This is a genomic window from Alkalilimnicola ehrlichii (assembly GCF_003399765.1).
GTDB lineage: Bacteria > Pseudomonadota > Gammaproteobacteria > Nitrococcales > AK92 > AK92.
Genome location: NZ_NFZV01000015.1, coordinates 89,674 through 114,849 on the forward strand (window position 1 = coordinate 89,674; position 25,176 = coordinate 114,849).

The window sequence follows — 25,176 nt, forward strand, 5'->3', positions numbered from 1 at the left end:
AAGCGAGGGGGCGCGCTGTTTCTCTATGGTTGGAGAAAAAAATGACCGAAGTCGCACAAGTAGGGCAGGGCGTGCGCTGGGATTGGGCACAGGAGGTTTGGGGGTGGAGGCCGGATCGGGAGGTATGGTCGGCCGCTCAGGGTTTGCCTCGGGGTAATGTGTACCTGAGCGTGTCTACCGCCGCTTTGCCGGCACGATCCGCGTATGAGTTTTGGTGTGAAACAGCGCTACCCGGGCTCGATGTGGCTGCGCCGGACGCCATCCAGCGGCGCGGCTTCGAGGCGGGCCTGGACGCAATCGTCTCGCCCTCGGGCGAGTTCTACCGTACCTATTGGGATGCGCTTTCCGCGCGCCGCAGCCGCCGCCACTGTGCCAACGCTGAGAGCCGGGATCTGGATATCAGCCTTTTGTTGGGCGGTCGTAGCCAGTGGTTCTATGAGGGTACGTCGCGGCAGGGAAAGCCGGGCGGCTTATTCGCCTACGCGACCGACCGGCCCATCGCGTTCGACTCCCATGCCTACCAAGGCCTGCATCTGGTGGTTCGGCAGGCGGATCTTGCCGCCTCGCTGGAGCGTGACGAAACGCTGTCGGCCGGTTTTGTGGACAGGGCGTTCGCGACTTCGCCGCTGGCGCCGTTTTTGCAAACGCAGCTGCTGGCCCTGGCGCAGCGCGGCTTTGGCCTGCCTGCCTCGGCGCGCGAATTGGCCTTGGCCAACGCCCGCGATATTGCGCTGACGATACTACAGCATGAGTTGCGCGAGTATCGGCGCCCGGAAGCTGATAACGGCGTTTTTCTTGCCGCCAGACAACTAATTAATCGGTATTTATCCAATCCGGAGTTGGGGCCTGCTTTTTTGCTCGAAAAGCTAGGCTGTTCGCGTGCCACCCTCTATCGTGCCTTTGCCCGCCAAGGCGAAACGGTTTCCGGCTTTATACGAGAGCAGCGCTTGCAGCGTGTGCACCGCCTGCTGCGACAAGCCCCGGAACACGCCACGATTGCCGAAATAGCCAGACGCTGCGGTTTTCTCGATAGCGCTAGTTTCAGCCGCCAGTTTCGCCAACGATTCGGCATGCCACCGCGCGAATGCCGTCCTTGAGACGCTGCTCAAACTTGCCTGAGACATCAAGCCTAACGCCAATACAAAAGCGGATGCTGTAATTCCCGGAATTGCGATTTCATCTGGGGGTGTGGGTATGAACCGGGGAAGATGGTTGTGCTTGGCGGCGCTGGTGACCGTGATCGCCATCGTGTCGGGTTGTGGTGGCGATGGCTCCAACCAAGAGGGAGGGGGGCAACGATGGCGCCCATCGTTGCCAGCGAGGCCGAACCGCTGTTCATGTTTGCCGGGCCGCTGTATCCGAACGAGGGCCGCATCGAGCCCAGCGCCGGGGCACATTCCGGCCCGCTGCCGGCAACCGAGTTAATCGCAACGGATGGCAGCGCCAGCGGAACTTATCTGGTGCGGCACATTGGGGGCGGTTACGGCAGCGAGCCGAGGCATTTTGTCCGAGTCAACGGTTGGACGTTCTTCAGCGCGCGCGGCGACAACGGAGAGCGGGCCTTATGGCTGAGCGACGGGACGCGAGACAACACCCGGCGAGTCGAGAGCGCCGCCGAAACTGCCGCTGCGGACCCCCGGCCGCTAGCCAACTTCGGCAACACACTGGTGTTCACCGCCGAGGACAGCGCCGGCGCCCGCCACTTGTGGCGAACCAACGAGGAGGAGACGGTTCGGCTGACACCGACGGGCGAGGGGGGTGTCGTCCAGGTTCACCCGGTAAGCGCTGTTCTCGACAATACCCTCTATTTCATCGCTAACACTTCCGATAAGCAAAACACGCTATGGATGACGGACGGTACGCCTGAGGGCACTCGGGTGGTGCGCGAGCTCGTCGAAGAGCCCGATGAGTTGGTCATGCGACATCTCGTCGTGCACGACGGCTTTGTCTACTTCATCGGCGCTAGTGGCGAATATTACAGCCCGGGCGATCCCGGTTTTGCTGGCTCGGCGCATTTGGCGCTGTTCCGTGTGCGCGATGGCGAGGTGGAGCGTGTGCACGAGGCTGGCCGGCTCGGGGGCAATCTGTTGGCGGTGTTCGCCGGCGAGCTGTATTTCGACGTGGCTAGCGTGTACCGCAATAGCCGCAGACTCTATCGCTATGACGGCACCGAGGCGCATCTAGTGGCGGATATCTCGGATATGGGTAGCGGCTGGTACTCGGATGGCGAGTTCCTGGCGGCTAGCAACGACGCCGGGCTGTTCTTTGCGCCGCGCAACGCCGATGGCAGCGTCTGGTTCAGCGACGGCACGGATGACGGGACGGGGCCGGTATACGACAAGAACCGGCCGGCCACCGGGCCGATTGCGCGTGTCGACGCCATGGTCGTGCACCGCGACAGAGTGTTCTTTACTACCCGGCATGAAGAACGTGGCTATGAATTATGGAGCGCTTCGCAGCGCGATGACGTGCATCGGCATGATCGCGTGCGGGCCGCCGAGCGCTCGGCGGAAGCAGGCTTTCTGACGGTATTCGAGGACACTCTGTACTTCTATGCCCATCGACAGCAACGAGCCAGACCGCGGTTTGCCGAGGGTGGCAGCGGTGCGGCGTCGGCCCGGGTGAAAACGGAATTGGTGGTGGGCCGTAATCTAGAAGTACAGCCTTGGCGTATTCCCTTGTGCGAAGGTGCGTGCGATGTGGGGACCGGGTTTGCGGCGTCGCTACAGGGGGAGCGGGCGAACAGCCTTATCCCGGCTACCGAAGTGCCCACCGACCACTGGCCCGAGACGTTTATTGTGGAAGTCATCGACTTAAGCGCTTCGGTGGTTATTCGGAGCCACGGGATCGTGGCGATACCCAATAGCAGTCAAGTACCCCCGGTTCTGGTGACCCCGGATGGGGTCGTGGAGAGTTCGCCGCAGCAGTTTCTTGAGGAATGCATGAGCGGCGACACTTTCCACGAGCACATTCGTGAGCTGCGCCGCGCCGGCGATTACGTGTTGAACATCGACATCGAGCGTGATTGCGACGTCAGAGCGAGCAAAACGCCGTTTCTCGATGCGCTAAAAGACTATCGCGAAGGCTTTACGGCCGGCGTGCCTGACGCGGCGTTGCCCGTGTTGCGGAGTGCGGTGAACGAGTGGCGGCTAGCTATGCAAATGCTGCGCAACGGGGGGCCGGAGCAAGTTAATTTATTCGAGGAGCTGGGCTCCGACGACGAGTTCATCGAGCTGTTGTTCGGCGAAACCGATGTGGGCCCCGAGGAGTACGAGACGGCGCTCACGTTCTGGCTGGAAGACTACACGCACGGATTGTTGGAGGACGGCACCGATCCATTGGATCTGACGCGCGATCAGGTCATAGCCCGCCTAGACGAGGGGGACCGCGAGCTGGCCGTCCGCGTCCTGCCGTTCTTGGTCGTCGAGCTGGTGCAGATTCTAGAAAACCCGCGTCATAACGCCGCCGAACATGCGTATGCCAGCCACATCGCGCGAGCCATGCATTCGGAGTGGAAGCGTACGCTAGAGCATGCCCTGGTTGCCCGGCAATTTGCGGAGGAGACCGAGCCCCGGCCGGCGTGGCATGACAGCGCATCGCTAGCCATATTGTTTGCTCCCCCCGGCGGGGCGCCGCCAGAGTATGTCCAGATAGCTGCCGCCGATGCCAGGCAAGGCTTTGGCCAGCAACCGGCCTACGTCGATTCGCTCATGTCGGAAGGTATGCTCGCGGTTGCTTTGATCACGGTTCCCACGGTGGCTGCGCTGCTCGGCAGCGGTCTTGGCAGCACTTTGTTCGTGACGCTGGGATCGGTGATTTTCCCGTTTGCTGCTCGGTCGGGCGCCGTGGTGCTGGTGGCCGCCAGCGGCATGGCAGCCGGGGTAGTGCTGGCGGCGGTGGGTTTCGTTTCGGTCGTCTTCGCCTTTATGTTGCCGGATGTAATTGCCGACGCGCAGGTGAACAGCGATATCAACTTTGCCCAGCAGCGAGTCGAGGCCGGTCCGCCGACGATTCCCGAGCTGGCCGCTATGCTCCATTCCGAGGACGATACCGCGCTATTGGTTTCCCATCAGATGAGCGCTTTTTTCCGCCACCTCCCCGGTGGCTCCCTGGATCAGTTCATCAGCGAGGGGGAGCATGGCATCGTACGCTTGTCGGGGCCGGGGCTCGATAACGACCACGCCTACTGGGAGTTTCTGCGGCCGGACGAGCAATAGCGGGAGCGGTCGGCGTTTCCTGCATGCTACGTTAAGCCACGCCAAGTCGGAGACGGGGCGTGGCTGTCGTGCTTAACGCCGGCTTGTTGCCGTCAAGCATTATTAGCCCTCTCCTTTTGCCTGTGCATCTTTCTGCTGCAGATCGTAGTATTGCCGCAGCAAGAGGAGAGGATATGCATGGATAAGACCATCAGCGCGGCCGATACGGCGCGCGACGAGCGGCGGCTGCGGCCGCTGGACCCAACGCAGGCACCGCGCGGGCGGGGATTTCTGGCTTGGATGTGGTTCGCCATCGGGCCATACCGCTCGACGTTCTACCTGGTGACGCTCGTCATGGCCTCGCGCCATACGGTGGCTGCCGCCATCCCTATGTTCTTTTCCTATTTCATCGCACTGGTGGCGGCGGGCGGTTTGGGGTTCGGCGAAGCCATGAGTCTCGCCGCTCCCTATCTGGTGGTCTTCGCCCTCTTCCTGGCCGGGATCGTGGTGCTGTATCCGCAACTGACCATGGTCGATCTGGCGATGCGCGGCCTGGGCATGTACGCGCTGGATCGCATGATCGCCATGGATACCGCTTGGCACGAGGATAAGGCGAGCGGCGCGAAGGGGCAGAAGATCAACAAGGGGCGCGAGTCCTTCAAGATCCTGCTCGACAGTTTCTTCTGGTCGATCCTGGCTCAGGTTGGTCTGTTCGTCTCGCTGGGCGCCGCGGTCGCGATGCTCGACGTGCCGCCGCTGTTCTATCTGCTCTATTTGCTGTTCGGGCTGAGTTATTTCGCGCTCGCGGTCCTGACCCTACCGGCCTTGCGCCGGCGCTTCGACCGCTTCTACGCGGCGTTCGAGGAGCTATTCGGGAATGTCTACGACTTTCTATCCTCGGTCACGACCATCAAAATTTTTACGCTGGAGCGGCCGATCCTGCGGCGGGCGCGCAATGTCGAGCTGTCGGGGCATCGGACGGCGCAGCATCTGTTTCGCTTTCAGGGTTTGCGCTGGGTTTTATTGAATCTACTGGCCGGCCTGTGGATTGTCGTCATCTTCATCTTTGCGCTTTACTCCGCCACCACGGGCACCATGCCGCTTGAGGCCTTCACCTTGATCCTGATGTTCACGGTCAACGCCTGGATGCGCTTTGAGTGGTTGGCCTACGAGCTGAATGCCATGGTCGAGGCCTATGCCGGTTTCAGTCGCTTAACGGAGGTGCTGGCCGACGCGCGCGATGCCGTCGAGGCGCCGGACACCCAAACCGGCGAGATCTTCACGCCTCGCCGGGGCGAGATCGCGCTCTCCGAGGTCAGTTTCGCCTACAAAAATTCGGCGGAGCCGGTGGTGACGGGGCTAACGCTGTCTATTCCGGCAGGCCAGAAAGTAGGGCTGGTGGGCCCCTCGGGGGCAGGTAAATCGACGCTGTTGAAACTCCTGCTGGCGCTTTACAAGCCTGACGGCGGGCGTTTGGAAGTGGATGGCCGATCGGTCGCCGATCTGGATTTGCGCGCCTTCCGTCAAGGGTTCGCCGTGATTCCGCAAGAGCCGGCAATCTTTAATATGTCCCTGCGCGATAACATTCGCTTTGCCCGACCGGAAGCCAGCGACGCAGAAGTCGAGGCCGCCGCCCGTGCAGCCCATGCGCACGAGTTCATCGATGCCTATCCGCAAGGCTATGAGACGGTTGCGGGCGAGCGGGGCGTAATGCTCTCAGGCGGGCAGCGGCAGCGGATCGCCATCGCCCGCGCCGTGCTGCGCGATGCGCCCATCGTGATTCTGGACGAAGCCACCAGCGCGTTGGATTCGGCCACCGAGCGGTTGGTGCAGGACAGCCTGGATAGCCTGTTTGCCGGTCGCACGGTGATCGCGATTGCGCATCGGCTATCCACCCTGGCACGTTTCGAGCGCATCGTCGTCATGGATCAAGGCCGCATCGTCGAGGACGGCCCGCACGACGCTTTGATCGACAAGGCCGGCTTGTACGCCCGCCTCTGGGGTTTGCAGGCGCGGACAGTGGAGTAACCTCAATATAAGTGTTGTGCGTACTTACGCTGCTGCGTTGCGTCGTCAAAACAGGTAGATTAGCGTCGAGTCGAACGGGCAGGTTTATCACGGAGTAAGCGATTGGCGACTGGAGGCAAGCGGGGCGAGGACCAGCCGCGCGATAATCAGCAGTTGGCGGAGGCTAGCGTCGATGGGGTGCAGGATACGGCACTGGTTGAGAAGCGGCGCGAGCAAATCCTCGATGCCGCGCTGGAGCTATTCCTGAAAAAAGGTTTCGCCTCGACGACCATTCGCGATATCTGCGCCAAGTCCGGCGTCAATCAAGCCAGCATTTACGACTATATCGCGAACAAAAACGACATCCTGCGGCGGCTTTTGAACCGCTTGTGGTTCAGCGCCGACATGCCGACGCTGGCAGAGCGGCTTGATCGGGAGAACGTGCCTTTTCAAGACAGCGTTGCCGATTTCTTGCGCGATGCCTGGAGCAAGAAACGCGATGGTACCGTGTTGATCTATCGCTGCGTTCCCTACCTCCAGGACGACGATCGCAGAACCATGCGCGCGCGGGACAGCGCCATGATCGAAGCGCTGGCGCCGCGGTTGCGGCAGCGAGCCAATCTGCCGGATGACGATCCTCGGGCCGAAGTGTTGGCGAACCTGATTATTTATCTCACCGCGTTCGCTCCCATGCGCGATTGGCTGCATGAAGGCATCGACGACGAACTGGTGTTGAGCACGGTGGCCGCCGGCGTGGCAGCGATGCTGGACCGGCTTGCCGAGGCAGGCTCCGCCGACAAGCCTGCCGAATAAAGCGGCGGCCATAACGCTGTCTTGCCGCCTTAATCGAAGCATCCTCTTCTTTCCCTTGTGCGCCTTGTTCGCGGGTGCACTCGTGTGCTTGTCTTTAATGTTCTGAAATTTAAAAGCTTTCGCGTGTTGTTGTCGAAGGGGCTTGACAGCGCTTCGCTATCCGCCGTAGCGTTTCCTGACAAGTGTCAGCCTAAGGTCCGACGGCTGATCCGAGCTTTCCACATATCAAGAAGAGCGAGCCTATGGATATCAAAGATCGCATTGTCGTCGTCACCGGGGCGGCGGGTGGTATCGGCCGCGCGTTGGCGCTGCGTTTTGCCAAGGCCGGCGCCAAACGTGTCGTCTGTGCCGACCTCGACGAGGCCGGTGCGCAGGCGACGGCGGAACAAGTCGGAGGCATCGCCCGGCGGGTGAACGTTGCCGCCGAGGAGGATATCAAGGCGCTCATCGAAGAGGTTGAAGCCCAGGAAGGGCCGATCGATCTGTTCTGCTCCAACGCCGGGATCTTGATGCGCGGCGGCCCGGAAGTGCCGGACGAAGACTGGCAGCGAATCTGGGACATCAACGTCATGGCGCACATCTACGCCGCCCGCCACCTGGTGCCGCGCATGCAGGCGCGCGGCGGCGGCTATCTGCTCAACACCGCCTCGGCGGCCGGTTTGCTCTCGCAAGTCGGCTCCGCACCCTATGCAGTGACCAAACATGCCGCGGTCGGTTTTGCCGAATGGCTGGCGCTTACCTACGGCGACGACGGCATCAAAGTCTCGGTGCTCTGCCCGCAGGCGGTGCGCACCGCGATGACCGAAGGCCACGAAGAAGGTGTGGCCAGCGTCAACGGCATGCTGGAACCCGAGCCGGTAGCCGAGGCCTGCCTGCAGGCGATCGAGGAGGAAACCTTCCTCGTCCTGCCGCACCCCGAAGTGCTCGATTACATGCGCCGCAAAACGGAGAACTACGATCGCTGGATCGGCGGCATGCGCAAGCTCAACCGCATCTATAACCCGTCCACCGGCAACGACTGATCGGTAGGGAATTTATGAAAACACGCATCACGGAACTATTCGGTATCGAGCGGCCCATCATTCAGGGCGGTATGCACTACGTCGGCTTCGCCGAGCTGGCCGCGGCGGTTTCCAACGCCGGCGGGCTGGGCACCATCACCGCGTTGACTCAGGGCACGCCCGAGAACCTAGCGGCGGAAATCCGCCGCTGTCAGGAGCTGACCGACAAACCCTTCGCGGTCAACCTCACCTTTCTGCCCTCCGTCACGCCGCCGGACTACCCGGGGTTTGTGCAGGTTATCGTCGACAGTGGTGTGAAGATCGTCGAGACGGCCGGCAATAACCCGCAAAAGTGGTTGCCGACCCTCAAGGAAGCTGGGATTAAAGTCATCCACAAATGCACCTCCGTGCGTCACGCGCTCAAAGCCGAGGCTATCGGCTGCGACGCCGTCAGCGTCGATGGTTTCGAGTGCGGCGGCCATCCGGGCGAAGACGACGTGCCGAACTTCATTCTCCTGCCGCGCGCGGCCGAGGAGTTGAAGATTCCCTTTGTCGCCTCCGGCGGCATGGCCGACGGCCGCTCGCTGGTGGCGGCGCTCTCGTTCGGCGCCGACGGTATGAACATGGGCACGCGGTTCGTTGCCACCCAAGAAGCGCCGGTGCATGAGAAGGTCAAGCAAGCCATCGTCGCCGCCAGCGAACTGGACACCCGGCTGGTCATGCGCCCGCTGCGCAACACCGAGCGGGTGCTGGCTAATCCGGCGGTGGAGCGATTGCTGGAGAAAGAGCGCCAGCTAGGCAAAGCGTTGAAGTTCGAAGACATCGCCCCCGAAGTCGCCGGCGTTTATCCGCGCGTGATGAAAGAGGGCGAACTCGATGCCGGCGCCTGGTCCTGCGGCATGGTGGCCGGGCTGATTCGCGATGTGCCCACCGCTCAGGAACTCCTCGATCGCATCATGAATGAGGCCGAGACGCTGATTCGCCAGCGGTTGGCCGGCATGCTCAACGGCTAGGTCCGTTCGGCCGATCCTCATGCCCGCCGTGTCGGCTCGGCACGGCGGGCGATTCCAACTTTTGGGAGCGCAGTTATGGCTTTGCCACCGTTAGAGACGACGCAGTACAGCGTGGAAGACGGTATCGCCACGATTACCCTGAACCGGCCAGAAAAACTCAACGCCTATAACGCCAAGATGCGCGAGGAGTTGATTGCTCTGTTCGACGAAACCGACGCCGACGATAACGTCCGTGTGGTTGTTGTCACCGGCGCCGGCCGCGCCTTCTGTGCCGGGGCGGATTTGTCCTCCGGCGGCTCGACCTTCGACCGTAAGGCTGACGCCGGCAACCTCTCGCGCGAAGCGCTGAAAGTCGGCGACGTCTACCGCGACGGCGGCGGCACCAACACGCTGCGCATCTACCAAAGCCTCAAGCCCGTCATTGGCGCTATCAACGGTCCGGCGGTCGGCATCGGCGCCACCATGCAATTGCCGATGGACATCCGCATGGCCTCCACCCAAGCCCGTTTCGGCTTCGTGTTCGCCCGCCGCGGGATCACGCCGGAGGCGGCTTCGTCTTGGTTCCTGCCTCGGCTGGTGGGCATGCAAACGGCGCTGGAGTGGTGCATGACAGGCCGGGTATTCGGTGCCGAGGAGGCGCACGAGCGCGGCCTGGTGCGCTCCTTGCACGAGCCGGACGAACTGCTGCCGGCCGTCTACGCCCTGGCGCGCGAAATCGCGGACAACACCGCGCCGGTCTCCATCGCTCTGACCCGCCAGCTCATGTGGCGGATGACGGCGGCGCCGCATCCGATGGACGCGCATCGTATCGACAGCCGCTCCATTCAAGCCCGCGGCGAATCGGCCGACGCCCGCGAAGGCGTAACCTCCTTTCTGGAAAAACGCCCGGCCGAGTTCCCCAACAAAGTCTCCACCGATATGCCGGACTTCTTCCCCTGGTGGGACGAGCCGACCTTTAAATAAGGAGTCGCGCGATCATGAGTTTCGACACCCCTCTTGCGCTCTGCGGCCCCTTGCGGGAACCGCGGCAAATGCTGGCCGAGCAGGAATACAGCGGGCATACCTCTATTCACGACGACGACATGGCCGAAAAGCTCGGCTTTCGCGCCGGTCCGATCGAAGGGCCGACGCATTTTAGCCAGTTCGTGCCGCTGCTTGCTCACCTGTGGGGCAAGGATTGGTTCGAGCGCGGCTGCTTCTCCTCCCACTTCCAGAACATGGTGGTGGAGGGCGAGTCGGTGCGTGCCTTCGTCGAGCTGCCCGCGCCCGGTGCCACCCGTGCCCGCGCCTGGGCCGAAAAGGCCGACGGCACGCCGGTGTTGGAGGCAAGCGCCAGCCTCGGCCCCGACCACGGCCCGAGCTTGTTGGAGCAACGCATGGCGCGGCTGCGCCCGCCAGAGCAGTTGGTGATTCTGGCTGACCTTAAAGTGGGTATGAAAGGTGCTGAGGACGAGCCGGTGCGCATGGACCCGGAGCAGCACATGGGCCATCTGTATCCGTTTTCTCTCAAACAAAAGCTGGAGCGAATCACCGAATACTCGCCCTGGTACGCCGATGCTTCCGCCTCGCCCTGGGGGCGGCCAGCGATTCCGTTGGAGATGGTCAGCGTGCTCGCCGAGTACACCAGCCCGCAGGCCGGCTTTCCGGTCAAACAGCCCGCTATCGGTCTGTTTGCCGATCAGGAAATCCGCATGATCGACGGCCCGCTACTGGTCGGTGAGGACTACCTCATCCGCCGCGAGATCGTGGCATTGTCGGAGAGCAAACGCACCGAGTCGTATTGGGTGCGCACACGTATTTTCGACGCCGCCGGCGATAAGCTCAAAGCCGAAATGCTGCTTAACCATGCCGTGTTGAAGCATTCCTACCCGAACTACGACGCCGAGCGCGCAGGCGCTTAAGGCACGGATAACGCCCGCTGCCGGCACGGCGGCGGGCGCTGCTGACCATAACGATAACGAGGAAGCTATGGCCGATTTGGAAACCTTTCGTAAAGAAACGCGCGCCTGGCTGGAGGAGAACTGCCCGCAGAGCATGCGCCAGCCCATCACCAGCGACGACGACGCCTGCTGGGGCGGCCGCAACCCTGCCTTTAAAAGCGAGGATCAGCGTCTGTGGCTGGAGCGCATGGCCGCGCGCGGCTGGACCGCGCCGGACTGGCCGAAGGAATACGGCGGCGGCGGGCTGAGCAAAGCAGAAGCCAAAATCCTGCGCGAGGAAATGGCCCGCATCAAAGCCCGCCCGCCGTTACACAGCTTCGGCATTTGGATGATCGGCCCGGCAATTCTCAAGTTCGGCTCCGAAGCGCTGAAACGTCAGCACATTCCGCCGATCGTGCGCGGCGAGATTCGCTGGTGCCAGGGCTACAGCGAGCCGGGCGCCGGCTCCGACCTGGCCGGCTTGCAGACGCGGGCGGAGGACAAGGGCGATCACTTCATCGTCAACGGCCAGAAAGTCTGGACCTCCTACGCCAACAAGGCCGATTGGATGTTCTGCCTGGTGCGCACCAACTCCCAGGTTAAGAAACAACTCGGCATCAGTCTGGTGTTGTTCGACATGACAACGCCCGGTGTCAGCACGCGACCGATCAAGCTGATCTCCGGCAGCTCGCCGTTTGCGAAACCTTCCTCGACGACGTGCGCGTCGAGAAGGATCAAGTGGTGGGGGAGGTCGATCAAGGCTGGACGATTGCCAAGTACCTGCTCACTCACGAGCGCGAAATGATCGGCGGCATGGGCCGCACCGCCGCCGGCCAGAAGACCCTGGCGCAGTTGGCGGTGGACGCCGTGGGGCTGGAGCACGGCCGGCTGGCCGATAGCATGCTGCGTAGCCAAGTCGCCCGCTGGGATCTCGATGCCAAGGCCTTTGAGCTGACCGCCGAGCGGGTGGTCGATGAGGCCAAGGCCGGCCAAGGCGTGGGTGCTGCCTCCGCCATGCTCAAGTACTACGGCACCGAGCTCAACAAACGCCGCTACGAGTTACTGATGGCGCTCAACGGCAGCGACGCCATGGTCTGGGAGGGCGAGGCCTGGAACGACGGCGACTTGCCCCGACAGTGGCTGCGCACCAAAGGCAACTCCATAGAGGGCGGTACCTCGGAGATTCAGCTCAACGTCATCGCGAAGAACATCTTGGGCCTCGGCTGAGTCCGAACCCTTCCGAGCAAAAGGTAGTAGCACAATGGCAGGTTTGGTACTTAGCGAAGAACAACAAATGCTCAAGGATGCCGCCCAAGGCTTCCTGCAGGATCACGCCCCGGTCGGCCAACTGCGCAAGCTGCGCGACGAGCGCGACCCGCTCGGCTATGTGCCTGAGCTGTGGCAAGGCATGGCTGAACTGGGTTTCACCGGCACCTTGGTACCCGAGGCGTTCGGCGGCTCCGCCTTTGGCCACGTCGGCATGGGGCAGATTTCCGAACAGGCTGGCCGTAATCTTTCGGCCTCGCCGCTGTTCGCTACCGCCATCGTCGGCGCTTCGGCCATCGCGCTTGGCGGTAGCGAGTCGCAATGCGAGGCGCTGTTGCCGGCGCTTGTCGACGGCTCGCTGCTCACCGCGCTGGCGGTAGACGAAACGGCGCGCCACGCGCCCACGCAGGTGCGTACTCAGGCAACGCAAAGCGGCGACGGCTATCGGCTGAGCGGCGAAAAGCGCTTCGTCATCGATGGCCACATCGCCAACAAGCTGATCGTCTCGGCCCGTAGTGCCGGCGAGCCGGGAGACACACAAGGGATCACCCTGTTCCTGCTCGATGCCGACGCCGCCGGCGTCAGCATCGAGCGCACCGTCATGGTCGACAGTCGCAACGCCGCCGTGGTTCGCTTGGACAATGTTCAGGTCGGGGCCGAGGCGGTGCTGGGCGACCCCGGTGCCGGCTATGACTTACTGCAGCAGGTGCTCGATATCGGCAATGCCCAATTGGCCGCGGAGTTATTGGGGATTAGTCAGGAGGTGTTCGAGCGCACCGTACAGTATCTAAAAGAGCGCAAGCAGTTCGGGGTGCTGATCGGCTCGTTCCAGGCCTTGCAGCATCGTGCCGCGCACTGGTTTAGCGAAATCGAGCTGGTCAAATCGGTGGTGCTGCGTGCTTTGATGGCGCTCGACGAAGGCGCCGCCAACGCTGCCCAACTGGTCAGCCTCGCCAAGGCGAAAGCCAGTGAAGTGGCCGAGCTTTCGACCAACGAAGGTGTGCAAATGCACGGTGGCATCGGAATGACCGACGAGTTCGATATCGGGCTTTTCCTGAAACGCGCCCGGCCGGCGCAGCAATTATTCGGCGATTACGGTTATCACGCTAATCGATTTGCCTTGTTGGGCGGTTACTAGCCGCTTGCCAAGTAGAAAAGCCCCGCGTTTCTGCGGGGCTTTTTCTTTTGCTACGTTTCGTAACACTTTCCCGTCAAAATTTTCTGTTTTTACTAACTAAAGCTTAGGTGCCTTTTTAAACGCCTAATCTAGTGCTATTGTTGCCGAATAACGACAACTTTTTCGGGCATTCGCGTGATCAACGGATTGAATTTTCTTCTTGGCAGGGAGCCGAAAATGGCCGCTGTCGTAGTGGCGGCTCTACTGCTTTGCGTTGCACCCGTTACGGGGGCCGAGCCCACCGCTAATCCTTCCCAGGCTTCTCCAACGAAAGCTTCTTTCTCCTCTTCAAGCCAACTGAGCGTCAACCAGCGCATGGCAATTAATATGCGCCAAGGCGTCTGTAGAACGATGGCGCATCACCTCGTCGTACTTTCCGATGCGGCGGACGAGTCGGAGGCTTTGCCGGCTTTGCAAGCCATTGCCCAACTTGCCGGAGGCATGCTTAACGGCTATTCCCTGCGGGGCGAGTTTGAGGAATCTCGGGCCTCCGAGCAGATCTGGAGTAACGGTGGGGGCGAGTTTAGGCAACAGCGCCAGGAGTTTATGGAGACGGTTCGTGGTTCGCGGGCGAATTGGGAGCCTACGGCTTACCGTAGAATCGCCGACTCATGCGCTGCTTGTCATGCGGCGTTCACGACCGAAACGCCTTGGCCCAGGCTCGGCGAGCCGATTAATAACACGTATTAGAAAGACGTTTCCAAAAAGGTTAATCAGGCAGCAGCAATGAATCCTTTGCCGGTAAGCGAAACGCTTGCTGCGTGCTGCTAACAAAAAAATTAACGGACAATGAAGCCGCCCTAGCGGGCGGAAAAGGATGGGGGCGAAACTCATGTGTAGCCGGAGTCGGACGTTGGGTGCGGAGCTACGGCGCCGCGTAATAGGTGGCTTTGCTTCGTGGCGGAAGTTGATCTTTATCGTCGGCTTGGCGGCGGCAATAAGCGCCTGTAGCGACAGCAGCTCCAATAGAGGGACTCCCGCGCCGGAAGATACGCTCGGTGAGGTGGACGAGCATCTGAGCGCGGCTGCCGAGCTATTGGCCAGCGATGTCCCGCCTACCTCGGAAGCAGCGTTCGCCGATACCGAGTTTGCGCAGAGCCAAATGGAGCCCCGGCGGCGCGCGCGGCTTGACCGCGCACATGCGCTGGTCATGGCGGCGGAAGATCCAGAACCGGATTGGTTTGCCACGACGGTTGATCGCGATGTCATTGTCGCCGGCCGGGTGAAACCTATACCGTTCGCGTCCGGAAAGTGGATGTCGATGGCAACGACATTGGCCCAGTCGATCCCGAGCGGTTGCGGCTCGTTACTCGTATTCAACGCGCCGATAACGACTTTGAGTACATTCCGGAGGAGTTTAGCGCCGGCTATGTCGGTTGGGGCACTGAACCGGGTGTTTTGACGCTAACGGTTCCCGCCGATTTGACCCGCGGGCGCTTGATGATCGGCTTACGGCCGGATTTGGAAGATGCCGGTCAGGTCGCGATTGCCGAGCGTTGGTCTACCGTCGTGTTGGCGGAAGTATGGCCTGCCAAGGCGGGGGTGACCGCCATCAACCCGGAGCGGGTGCTATTCCCGGTTTCTGACGACCAGCCGTTAGCGAGCGAGGCGGCGTTTTCTCTCGCCGATATCAGCGCCGAGTTCGATAATGCGTTGACCCAGGGCGAATTTGTTCTGCCTCTGCTTATCCGCGATGCCGACCTGGTCGAGGGGCAGCTGGTCGATTATCGGTTCGGCGACCGAGCCTACGGCGGCCGCGTCAACAAGATCATTCGACGCGGCGAACAGCAGCTCGTTCTGTTGGCACCGGAGTGGTTCGATGTCTATGACATCGCCGATGCCGAGGACGACTTCCTGGTGAAGGAGGGGGTTTATCCAGAGTTTGTTGTCTACCGCGAAGGTGCGCCGGTTGCGGGATACGATGCGCACTATCGAGGCGATTTAACGCATATCGGTCCTTCCGATAGGGCCGATATCGCCCCGATGTCCACCTTCGCGCTGCCGCCAGAACTACAAGCTGAGGCGTTAGCGCGTTCCGCTCGGAATCAGAACCGCTTCTTCGTTCCCGATAATTGTAATGCGAACAGCGCTAGTTTGACCTTTTCGCCTCAGTTTTCGCTGATGCCGCTCGATGCCGGTGTCTATCTTGAAGGCGGTATCGAAGGAGCCGGGGTCGAATGCTCGTGGAAATCGACCGGGCGCAAGTCCTCCGGTGGGGCCGGTATGTTCCTCGCCGGTGGGCCGGCGGGCGTTGTCTTGCGCGCGCTGCTCGGGAGCGACGTGCAAATGGCGCCCTACGGCGAGTTCAAACTTGGCGTTGCGGCCGACATGCCCGCCACTTACAGCTTGAAAGCGGGTTACAGCGTCCGTGACGGCAGCACGTTCCAGTTTGATTTGCTTGGTGCGACCGGTGGCAGTGGGTTGAGCGGAACGCCTCTCGTTTATAAAGGCTCGGGCGGGCTTTCCGGTGGGCTTGAGGCTACGCTGACGCTGACCGACGCAGAAAGCGGTGCGGTTGGCTGGCTCATTTCTAAATTGGGTGTGAGCACTCCTAACATTGGCCTGGATGCGAAGGCCGGGATTGCCGGTGGCGCCGAACTGAGTGCGGCTAATAGCGCCGCTGTTTACCAGAATGTGGGCCAGTCGGGCGGTGCGGTCTCGGTGAAGACGTCTGTCGCGATCGGTGCCAGCCAAGACTTTGAGAGTCTGGTTCGAATGCTGGTGTCGGGGGCCGAGCTGAGTTTGGAAGCCGAAGGCACGCTGGCTCAGTTTAAGTTCGATGCCGGCTTCGGGACGATGGGTGTTATCGATGACGGCTTAGGTCGCGCTCATGTTCACGGACTGCATGTGAACAATGCGGTATTCCGCTCGTTTTTCCCGATGGGCAGCATTAACGGGGTTATGGGGCCGGACAATCAGTCCAGCTCCATCTTTGAAAATCCCGCCAACGCCGTGACGTATGACTTTGCCGAGTGTGAGGCTAATGGCGGCAATATCACGGCGCCCGTCGTTGCCTGTGGCGGTCTCTTTTGCGGCTTGACGGAGCCTGTCGAGTTCTGTGGCGGTCAAGTCTGGATCGATCCGGTGAGCGCCAGCGGTTTCGTCGGCGATCAGGTGCAGGCTACCGGCCGGGTCGGTACGCGTGGCTCCAGCAGCGGAGAAGCGAGCCCGATTAACATCAGTGTTAGCGGTAATCCGCTCAGACCGAGCCAGGGCAGTTTTAGCGTGGCGCCGGGCGGGTCCGAATCTTTCACGGCGCGGGCTCAGTGCAGCGCCCGCGGCATTCAGCAGGGCACTATTCGCGCGAGTGCCGGCAACGGCAACGAGGACAGTGCCAATAATACGGTCACCTGCCGCTGCCGCCCGAGCGAGCCGGACTGCGACCGAATTTGGGGGCACCCTCATTTGGTGACCGCCGATGGCCTGGGGTACGACTTCAACGCGACCGGCGACTACATCTTGCTTCGCGTGCCGGGTGTCGACGGGCTAGAAGTGCAAGGGCGCTTTCTTGCCGGTTACGACGGCTCATGGCCGCAGGCGGTGGCGGCACAAGTTGGAGCCGATGTGGTCGAGATCCACGTGATGGAGCTTGACCAGTCGGAAGCGTACACGCCTTATCATTATGCGCTGCGGGTGTTGGTCAATGGGCAGGAGCTGTATCCGCCCCGGGGCTGGGAAACCGTTCGCGAGCGTGGCTACGTGCCGTTGCCGGGTGGCGGAGCATTGCTTGTAGAGCAGTTTGCCGCCTACGGCGGCAGTGCGTTCTGGCGCGTCGACCCGATTTCGGTGCTGGTGGTATGGCCGGAGGATGGGCCGGGTCAAGGCTATGGCGTTCGGATGTCCGCTCCGGATGTGACCGCAGCCGATATGCCCATCGCCGAGATAGAAATCATTCGACCCGAGACACACGCCGGTCAAGAACGAGGGCTTCTAGGCAATAACGACGGCGACCCGACCAACGATTTCATCCGCCGTAACGGCCAAGTGCTGGGGCAAGATACACCGCTGAATTGGACTACGTTGTACGCGTTGTTCGGTGGCGACTGGCTGGCGCGTTCCCACGAGTGCTTATTCCGTAATGGCTGTCAAAGCGCGAGCTTTCCTACTAGCGCGACGATCCTTAGCCCGGAACAGCGATTACTGGGCGAGGCCGCTTGCCGTGAGTTGACCGGATACTACCGCGAGGCCTGCATCATCGATGTTGGGTTAACCGGCTCGCCGGAGCTGGTGCAGGCCTATTATGCCAATACTGACGATCTCAATTTCATGGCGGACCGCATCGTTTACCCAGGGGTCGACGTTGCCGTATTCGCCCTCGATCGCGGGCCGCGAGAGCAGTTGGCCGAGCCGCAGGCGTCGGGTCTTGCCTATGTGCAACAGTTCAACGTGCGGCGGGTGACAGGAGAGGGCAGCTACTTGTTGCGGGTGCGACCGCCTGCCGGTGCGAGCGCACGATTAGCCGATGAGGCTGCCGATGACATCTATACCGACGATATGGCCAGCGAGGTCGAGGTGCTTTGCGGCGAGCCCGACCCGGAATGGCATCGCTTCGAAGAACTCCAGATGCCTAGCGCCGGCGCCCTGCAGTTGTGGTCGGTCGATGTTCTCACCGGTGGCGCCCGCGATTTGCTAGGAGAAATCTCACTTACCTGCGTAACGGCCGATTCCAATCGGGTCTTGGCCGCAGGCAGCGAGCACTCGCACGCGATTGACGGGCGAGGAGTGCTCTTTGGTTGGGGAAGTAACCAGGAAGGCCAGGTTGGCGACGGCCAGGTTGGTTGGAACGCCGACCGATCACGGCCGGTTTCAGTGGACGTTGGCGCCTCCGAAGCGATCTCCGTCATGTTGGTGGCCAACGGCGGGGCGCATAGCATTGCGATAGACGAGCATGGCCAGCTATGGGCCTGGGGTCGCAATGGCTCCGGACAACTGGGAGACGGCTCAACGACCCGACGCTCAACGCCGGCCAGGGTGCTATTTGACGAAACCGAGGAGTTCGGATTTATAACGGCGGCAGCTGGAGCTAGTCATAGCCTTGCGCTCGATCTAGCGGGCCGACTTTGGTCGTGGGGGGAGAACGGCTCAGGGCAGCTTGGAGACGGCTCGTCCACGGCCCGCCTAGCGCCGGTTGCTGTCGAGTTTGACGAGGCGGAAGGCTTGCAAATCACCGCTGTTGCGGCGGGAGACGGACACAGCCTGGCGTTGGATAGTTCGGGTCGGGTTTGGGCCTGGGGCGATAATGGTCGCGGTCAGTTGGGTGACGGTACGACTACCCCCCGTTTCGAGCCCACTCCGGTAAGTTTCTCCGGTTTAGAAGACGGCCGAATTATCGCTATCGCCGCCGGACAACTCCATAGCTTAGCGCTTGACGATAGCGGGCGACTGTGGAGCTGGGGTAGTAACAACTCTCGACAGTTGGGAGACGGCACGACGACAGACCGTACCACGCCGGTGCAAGTAAACTCCGATCCCCTTGCCGGGGCACAGATTATCGCCCTCAGTGCGGGCTCTCAGCACAATCTGGCGCTTGACGTGACGGGGCGTCTTTGGGCCTGGGGAGCCAATAGCACTGGCCAGTTAGGTGTTGGACATACAGCGGAGGTCGGGGGGCTGGTTGCAGTCGATCTCGCCGTACTGGAAGAGTCGCAACCGGTCGCTTTTGTCAGTGGCAGAAACCACAATCTTGTCCTCGACAGTCAAGATCGCCTTTGGAGCTGGGGGCTGAACGGCTACGGTCAGGTCGGCGACGGCAGTAATGCCACGCGTTCCGTGCCGGTTCTGATCGGTGCCTTGGAAGGGCGAGGTGCGGTTACTTTCACGATAAGCCCGGAGCCGATTCGCGTGGTGCAAGGTCAGGAGCGAGGTGTTGCCATTGCTGCGGCAAGCTTGAGCAACCCCTTGATCCGTCCGCTGCGCTTCGGACTCTCGGGGCAAGGGCTTAGTTTTGCGGATGGTGCTTCTTACATTTCGGTTCCCGCAGATTCCAGGATAGAGACCGAAGTTCTCGTTACCGGGGCTGCTGTTTGCTCGTCGGTTGGCGAGCTTCCCGTCAATCTCGCGGTTCGAGGTGAGGCAGGAAACCTCTTTGGTTCTGGGTATGCAACCGTCAGCTGCGTACCGGACATTCGTTATTCTGTCGATGTCGGCGAAGACTCGTCGCAAGTGCATATCAGCAGCGCTGCGGACGATGCGTACCGCCTACGGTTTACCGGAGGCCCCGACGTCACGATTGGGGGAGAGCCTACTTGGGAAGGCAGCGTTTGCCCCGGCTGCCAAATTAGCATCGAAACAGATGCCGTTTGTACCGAGACGGTGGGGCGGCACTTGGGCCATTTGGATATATACGATCTGACAGGACAGTTGATCGATAGCCGCAGCGTTAGCTGCGTCTCGCGCCGTTTAATGGCGCCCGGAACGCATCATAGCCTTGTCTACGACCGGCACGGATATTTGTCGGCCTGGGGCTCGAACGGGGGCGGGGAGCTGGGGATCGGCGAGACGAGCTGGCGCCGGGAGACTCCTGCCCTTACCGATCTGACCGAATTGGGAGATACCGGCATAGTGACTTTGGCTGCCGGTATTGGCAGCAGTTATGCCATTGACGATAGCGGTCGGCTTTGGGCTTGGGGATACAACTATAGCGGCCAGCTTGGGGTTGGCGATGACATTGAGCGGCGCCGGCCCGAGCAGGTCGGCGACAGAGTGTGGACGGATGTAAGCGCCGGCGGCGAGCATGCGCTGGCGCTCGATCAGAGTGGGCGCTTATGGGCTTGGGGCGACAATACGTTCGGCCAGCTCGGCGATGGCAGCACAACGGCGCGGCATACGCCGGTTGTCGTTGACTTGTCGAGACTGAGCGGCGCTAAGGTAGTGAGTTTCGCCGCAGGCGAAGAGCATAGCGTATTGTTGGATGAAATCGGCCGCGTGTGGGCTTGGGGTAACAACGAAACCGGCCGCCTCGGCAACGGCACGACAACGTCCAGTACAACGCCGGTTGCGGTCGATCTACAGCCGCTTGGCGGTGCCGATGTCATCGCGCTTTCGCTAGACAGCGAGGGAAGCTTTACCCTCGTGTTGGATAGCGAAGGCCGCGTCTGGACCTGGGGGGAGAATTGGCACGGCTCGCTTGGCGACGGCACCACCGTTCCTAGTCCTCGCCCTGTCCAAGTTGATCTTAGTCCTTTGAATGGCGCTACCGTAGAAGCGGTCGAAGCCGGCGCTTACCACGCTATTCTTCTGGATAACCAAGGCCGTGTATGGGCCTGGGGATCGAATTATTACTGGCAGCTTGGTAATGGTACCGGCGACGATAGCGGGGTTCCTGTGCTTGTCGATCTGGAAGCCCTCGGCGATAGCCCGGTAGTCGATATAGCGGCTGGTTCTAGCCATAACTTCCTACTTGATGGCAATGATCGCCTTTGGGCCTGGGGCAGAGTGGCTGGGTCTGGGAGTGGTTCGGCGAGCCGTCAGGAGCTGTTCCTGATGGGGCAGCTATCGGGTGAAGTCAGCGCCGAGATAGAACCCAGTGCAGAGCCGTTGCGGTTACCGCTGGGGCGCTCCGGTTCTTTGGCGGGTGCTAACATTCGTTTCGACAACCCCTTATTGCGGCCAATTACGGTCGACTCGCGGGATTCGAGCTTCCACTTTCTCGGTGCTGAGGATGGGCTCCTGGTGGAAGGCAACTCGTTGACCGAGGCAAAGCTGGCTGCCAACGGGCCTGCCGTGTGTACCGTCGTTGGCGATTACATGGTTGAGTTCACGGTGCTAGACGATTCGGGGCGTTTCGTTTTTTCCGACGAAACACCGATCCACTGCTTCCCGGACATCACCCACGTGGCTGGGTCGGTCGACGGTACGCTTCAGCTCACGTTGCGTAACGCGGTCGACGAGGCCTATACCGTGCGTTTCCTGAGTGCGGATGACGCCGGCCTCGACGGCGAATCGCCGTGGGAAACCACTGTGTGTGGGGGATGTACCGAAGCTTTAGACTTGAGCGGCGCGGCCTGCCCGCAAGCGGGTACGTTAAACCTCGGCCAGTTGGAGATTATTGGCGCCGACGGCACGCTGATCCAAACGCGCAACGTCGCCGTTCATGCCAGCCAGTGCGGTGCTTTCCAGTCGTACGGGGCAGGGTCGAGCTGGTCTTACCAGTTGACCGATGCCGGAGAACTCTGGACTTGGGGAAGCAGTCGGGACGGTCAGCTTGGCAACGGTTCCAGCCAGCATCGTAGTTCCCCGGCCTTGGTCGACCTGACGGCGCTCGGCGAGGCCCGGATGACCCGGATCGGTGTAGGGCAGGCGCACGCCATCGCGCTTGACGAGGAAAACCGCCTATGGGCCTGGGGGCGGAATACCCATGGCCAGTTGGGAGATGGTACGACGACCCACCGGCATGCACCGGTTGCGGTGGATCTTTCGCCATTAGGCGAAGCCCGCGTGGTATCGACAACGGGTGGTTACATGCACAGTCTCGCCCTCGACGATCAGGGGCGTCTATGGGCTTGGGGGTACAACAGTCGCGGCCAGCTTGGCGACGGCACCCAGGAGGATAGAAGTATCCCCGTTGCGGTGGATCTCTCGCCCTTAGGCGCTGCGCGCGTGGTCACGATGGCGGCGGGCGAGTCTTACAGTATGGCGCTGGATGATCATGGCCGCGTATGGGTTTGGGGTTGGAACTGGCATGGCGTGGCTGGGGACGGCAGTGCCGATCACGACGATATTCGCTTAGCCCCGACGCCGGTTGATCTGCTGCCCATGGGCGAGGCGCAAGTCGTGTCCATTGCCGCCGCGGCACGCTTTAATCTGGCCCTGGATGACCAGGGTAGGCTGTGGTCATGGGGTTCGAACTATTACGGCACGTCCGGAAATGGCACCACCGTCGACAGCTCGACGCCGATAGCGGTGGATCTGACGCCGTTAGGTGGGGAGCACTTTGTGGCCATGTCCGCGATGCATAATCATGTCGTCGCGCTTGATTCGCGTGGCCGCGTGTGGGCTTGGGGCCGAAATGCCGGTGGTAGCGTCGGCGATGGCACTACTGACGAACGCATCGTCCCGACTGAGACGGATCTCGCCGCGCTGGGAGGTGTCCCCGCGGTTTCGGTGGCGGCGGGTAGCCATAGCTTAGCCGCCGATGAAGAAGGTAGGCTCTGGGCTTGGGGGTTTAACACGGAAGGTGCCCTTGGTGACGGCACGATGGAGAATCGGCAGCGTCCGGTTCGGGTTAATCCCCGCACTTCGGCGGTGACGGCCCAGATCGAGTTGGAGCGCGACGACGCATTCCGCATTGTGGAAGGTAGCGAGCGCCAAGTCCAGATCGGAACCGCCACCTTCTTTAATCCGCGCAACGAAGGCGTTTACATCGTTTCCGACACCGCCGCCGTTTCGCTTGGCGGGGGAGGCGGCGAGGTTTATCTGCCGGCTTCTGTCGACGCGCATCGCATCACGCTTTTTGCTGCGGGCGCGCAGGCCTGCTCCGAAGCGGGTGAACTCGTCGTGCCCTTTGACGTGTTGGAGACCGACGGTACGCTGATTGCCTCGCACGCGCTGCCCGTGCAATGCCTGTCTGCCGTGCGGCACGGTTATGCGCAGGCGGACGGCAAAGTACAAGTAAACGTTTCGAATCCGGCGAATAGCCACTACGGCTTGCGCTTTGTCGGGGCCGACGGCGTCACGGTTGACGGCGGGGGCGTTTGGGAGCAGGACCTATGCGTTGGTTGTGACCTTACGATCGCCACTGACGTTGCGTGTGCCTCCCTGGCTAATCGTCACTTGGGCACGTTGGAAATACTTAATGGGGCCGGCGATGTCGTAGAGTCGCGCGAGTTGGCCTGCATAGAGCGGCAGACGCTGGCGGCCAATGGGCACCATAACCTGGCTTTAGACGATCGCGACCGGGTCTGGGTCTGGGGCGGCACGGACGCCTGCGAGGGGGCGGCGATGTCTTCGCATACGCCTCCCAAGGAGTGGCCGAACAACATATCCATAGCGTGCCGAGCGAAATGAGTAGAGACGGCTGGGGCGATGCTCAGGTTGCGACCCTGGCGGCAGGGGGGACGTCAGGCTTGCGCTTGATAGCCTGGGGCGCCTGTGGTCATTGCCGTCCCATGACTGTCTTTATCCTCCAGCCATCGACATCGCGAGCAACGACGATTCATACGGCCTGCCGGAACCCGTCGATTTGGAGGCGCTTGAGAATGCTGGGGTGGTCGCATTGGCAGCGGGTGGCGAGCACAGACTACTTTTAGATGACCTGGGCCGTATGTGGGCTTGGGGCAGTGGCGGCAACGGCGTTTTGGGTACCGGGCGAGGGTGGCATGAGCCTAACCCGGTGGCAGTGGATATGACAGCTTTGGGCTCGGCTCGGGTTGTGATGCTGGCCGCCGGAACCCACAACCTCGCGCTCGACGACCAAGGGCGTCTGTGGGGCTGGGGCGCGAATGGCGTCGACCAGTTTGGCGACGGCATTACCGATAACCGCTGGACGCCGCTACCGGTCGATATTGCCGCTTTGGGCGCAGCGCGGATTGTCGAGTTACAGGTTGGCGATTCGTTCCACCTCATACGCGACGATTATGGCCGGGTCTGGGCCGCAGGTGCGGAGTGGGCGCTTTATCCCGATGCCGGCACGAGTGTCATCCCAACCTACGATGGACTGACCGAGCTCGACCTTTCCGCTTTGGGCGGAGTAGCGGTGGTAGCCATGGCCGCCGGCAGTCGGCACGCGCTCGCGTTGGATGCGAATGGCGCTGTATGGGCTTGGGGCGACAATAGTGCGGGGCAGCTCGGTAGCGGAACGCTGGATCCTAGCGCAGCGCCGATTGCCGTTGCTATGAGCCCCCTCGCTGGAGCCAGCGTAGTCGCTATCGCCACGGGTGAAAACCATAGCCTTGCGCTAGACGACACCGGCCGCTTGTGGGCGTGGGGGGCGAACGAGCAGGGGCAGACCGGCAATGAAGAAAACGCCCCCGATATCGTGCTAACCCCGGCTCCCGTGGATATGGAGCCGCTGGAGGGGGCGCACTTCGTATGGCCATAATTCGTCAATCCGCGTGATGGGCCTGTAGATATTATTGGTCGTGCGGGGAGGTCAAGGCGGCGCATGTTAACCCGCGTCGCCAGAAGGGCAGGGGAATTATCCAGCGTTTCCTAGCTCATGTGACTTGACAGCGTTAATGCCATTCCAAAAAATATTGGCTCAACAACACCATAACCAAGGAAGGCTCTATGAACCCGGGGGGTACGGATTTCTCACGTCTGTCGCTGGAGGTGGCGGACTTCCCGCCGCTCAATGCCATCGCCCTGCAGGGTACCGAACGCTTCTCTCAGCCCTTCCGCTTCGAGATCGACATCAAAATCCCCCGCGGCTATCCGGTCCAGCAGTTGGCGGGCCAGCGCGCCCGGCTGCGCTGGCAAACGCCCGATCGCGGCGCGGGGCTGCGGATCGGGGTGATCACCGGCGGGCGCGATCTGACCTGTGCCGCACAGCCCGAAGTCATCACCCGACTCTATCTGGAGCCGCAACTGGCACTCACCGCCAAGACCGTGCACACGCGGGTGTTGCGCGGGCTGAGCTTGCCGCAGCTTACCGAGCTGATCTTGGGCGAGTGCGGCGTGCCGCGCCAGGCGATTGATTGGCGGCTCTCGGGGCAGTACCCGGTGCGCGATTACGTGCTGCAAGCGTTTGAGAGTAATTTCGCCTTTCTCCAGCGCCAGCTCGCCGAGGCGGGGGTGTTTTATTGGTTCGAGGTCGACGCCGCACAGCGCCGGGAGCGGCTGTGCGTG

Annotated in this window: 16 protein-coding genes; all 16 read left to right on the top strand. The window is 61.7% G+C overall.

Going from position 1 to position 25,176, the window contains the following annotated elements:
- Positions 1-41 precede the first annotated feature (41 nt).
- Positions 42-1,097, top strand: coding sequence for a helix-turn-helix domain-containing protein (locus CAI21_RS14465; protein WP_116302933.1), 1,056 nt, complete (start codon positions 42-44; stop codon positions 1,095-1,097).
- Between the two features lie 201 nt (positions 1,098-1,298).
- Complete coding sequence (locus CAI21_RS14470; RefSeq protein WP_181919443.1) at positions 1,299-4,217, top strand: hypothetical protein; 2,919 nt, start codon at positions 1,299-1,301, stop codon at positions 4,215-4,217.
- A gap of 177 nt (positions 4,218-4,394) precedes the next feature.
- Positions 4,395-6,224, top strand: a complete 1,830-nt coding sequence (locus CAI21_RS14475) for an ABC transporter ATP-binding protein (RefSeq protein ID WP_116302935.1) — start codon at positions 4,395-4,397, stop codon at positions 6,222-6,224.
- Positions 6,225-6,326: 102 nt separating this feature from the next.
- Complete coding sequence (locus CAI21_RS14480; RefSeq protein WP_116302936.1) at positions 6,327-7,016, top strand: TetR/AcrR family transcriptional regulator; 690 nt, start codon at positions 6,327-6,329, stop codon at positions 7,014-7,016.
- Positions 7,017-7,258: 242 nt separating this feature from the next.
- Positions 7,259-8,038, top strand: a complete 780-nt coding sequence (locus CAI21_RS14485; RefSeq protein WP_116302937.1) for an SDR family oxidoreductase — start codon at positions 7,259-7,261, stop codon at positions 8,036-8,038.
- A gap of 14 nt (positions 8,039-8,052) precedes the next feature.
- Positions 8,053-9,030, top strand: a complete 978-nt coding sequence (locus tag CAI21_RS14490) for an NAD(P)H-dependent flavin oxidoreductase (RefSeq protein WP_116302938.1) — start codon at positions 8,053-8,055, stop codon at positions 9,028-9,030.
- A gap of 75 nt (positions 9,031-9,105) precedes the next feature.
- Positions 9,106-9,993, top strand: coding sequence for a crotonase/enoyl-CoA hydratase family protein (locus tag CAI21_RS14495; protein ID WP_116302939.1), 888 nt, complete (start codon positions 9,106-9,108; stop codon positions 9,991-9,993).
- A 14-nt stretch (positions 9,994-10,007) separates the two neighbouring features.
- Positions 10,008-10,931, top strand: coding sequence for a hypothetical protein (locus CAI21_RS14500; RefSeq protein ID WP_116302940.1), 924 nt, complete (start codon positions 10,008-10,010; stop codon positions 10,929-10,931).
- Positions 10,932-10,998: 67 nt separating this feature from the next.
- On the top strand, positions 10,999-11,754 hold the full coding sequence (locus CAI21_RS24010; protein ID WP_220348342.1) for an acyl-CoA dehydrogenase family protein: 756 nt from the start codon (positions 10,999-11,001) through the stop codon (positions 11,752-11,754).
- On the top strand, positions 11,691-12,176 hold the full coding sequence (locus CAI21_RS24015; RefSeq protein ID WP_220348345.1) for an acyl-CoA dehydrogenase family protein: 486 nt from the start codon (positions 11,691-11,693) through the stop codon (positions 12,174-12,176). Before CAI21_RS24010 ends, CAI21_RS24015 begins: the two co-directional genes overlap by 64 nt.
- Before the next feature lie 34 nt (positions 12,177-12,210).
- Positions 12,211-13,353 carry an acyl-CoA dehydrogenase family protein gene (locus CAI21_RS14510; protein ID WP_116302941.1) on the top strand — a complete coding sequence of 381 codons (1,143 nt, stop codon included), beginning with the start codon at positions 12,211-12,213 and terminating at the stop codon, positions 13,351-13,353.
- 216 nt (positions 13,354-13,569) lie between these two features.
- Positions 13,570-14,082, top strand: coding sequence for a cytochrome c (locus tag CAI21_RS14515; protein WP_116302942.1), 513 nt, complete (start codon positions 13,570-13,572; stop codon positions 14,080-14,082).
- Positions 14,083-14,209: 127 nt separating this feature from the next.
- Positions 14,210-14,794 carry a hypothetical protein gene (locus CAI21_RS24020; RefSeq protein ID WP_147305126.1) on the top strand — a complete coding sequence of 195 codons (585 nt, stop codon included), beginning with the start codon at positions 14,210-14,212 and terminating at the stop codon, positions 14,792-14,794.
- Positions 14,689-23,397, top strand: coding sequence for an RCC1 domain-containing protein (locus CAI21_RS14525; protein WP_147305127.1), 8,709 nt, complete (start codon positions 14,689-14,691; stop codon positions 23,395-23,397). Before CAI21_RS24020 ends, CAI21_RS14525 begins: the two co-directional genes overlap by 106 nt.
- A 91-nt stretch (positions 23,398-23,488) precedes the next feature.
- Complete coding sequence (locus CAI21_RS14530) at positions 23,489-24,430, top strand: RCC1 domain-containing protein (RefSeq protein WP_116302945.1); 942 nt, start codon at positions 23,489-23,491, stop codon at positions 24,428-24,430.
- Between the two features lie 188 nt (positions 24,431-24,618).
- The coding region (locus CAI21_RS14535; RefSeq protein ID WP_181919445.1) for a contractile injection system protein, VgrG/Pvc8 family at positions 24,619-25,176 on the top strand (558 nt) is incomplete at its 3' end.

What these genes read in the sequence shown, in the direction of transcription:
- CAI21_RS14465 (WP_116302933.1), top strand. Translation starts at nt 42, where the DNA reads ATGACCGAAGTCGCACAAGTAGGGCAGGGCGTGCGCTGGGATTGGGCA.
- CAI21_RS14470 (WP_181919443.1), top strand. Translation starts at nt 1,299, where the DNA reads ATGGCGCCCATCGTTGCCAGCGAGGCCGAACCGCTGTTCATGTTTGCC.
- CAI21_RS14475 (WP_116302935.1), top strand. Translation starts at nt 4,395, where the DNA reads ATGGATAAGACCATCAGCGCGGCCGATACGGCGCGCGACGAGCGGCGG.
- CAI21_RS14485 (WP_116302937.1), top strand. Translation starts at nt 7,259, where the DNA reads ATGGATATCAAAGATCGCATTGTCGTCGTCACCGGGGCGGCGGGTGGT.
- CAI21_RS14490 (WP_116302938.1), top strand. Translation starts at nt 8,053, where the DNA reads ATGAAAACACGCATCACGGAACTATTCGGTATCGAGCGGCCCATCATT.
- CAI21_RS14495 (WP_116302939.1), top strand. Translation starts at nt 9,106, where the DNA reads ATGGCTTTGCCACCGTTAGAGACGACGCAGTACAGCGTGGAAGACGGT.
- CAI21_RS14500 (WP_116302940.1), top strand. Translation starts at nt 10,008, where the DNA reads ATGAGTTTCGACACCCCTCTTGCGCTCTGCGGCCCCTTGCGGGAACCG.
- CAI21_RS24010 (WP_220348342.1), top strand. Translation starts at nt 10,999, where the DNA reads ATGGCCGATTTGGAAACCTTTCGTAAAGAAACGCGCGCCTGGCTGGAG.
- CAI21_RS14510 (WP_116302941.1), top strand. Translation starts at nt 12,211, where the DNA reads ATGGCAGGTTTGGTACTTAGCGAAGAACAACAAATGCTCAAGGATGCC.
- CAI21_RS14515 (WP_116302942.1), top strand. Translation starts at nt 13,570, where the DNA reads ATGGCCGCTGTCGTAGTGGCGGCTCTACTGCTTTGCGTTGCACCCGTT.
- CAI21_RS24020 (WP_147305126.1), top strand. Translation starts at nt 14,210, where the DNA reads ATGGGGGCGAAACTCATGTGTAGCCGGAGTCGGACGTTGGGTGCGGAG.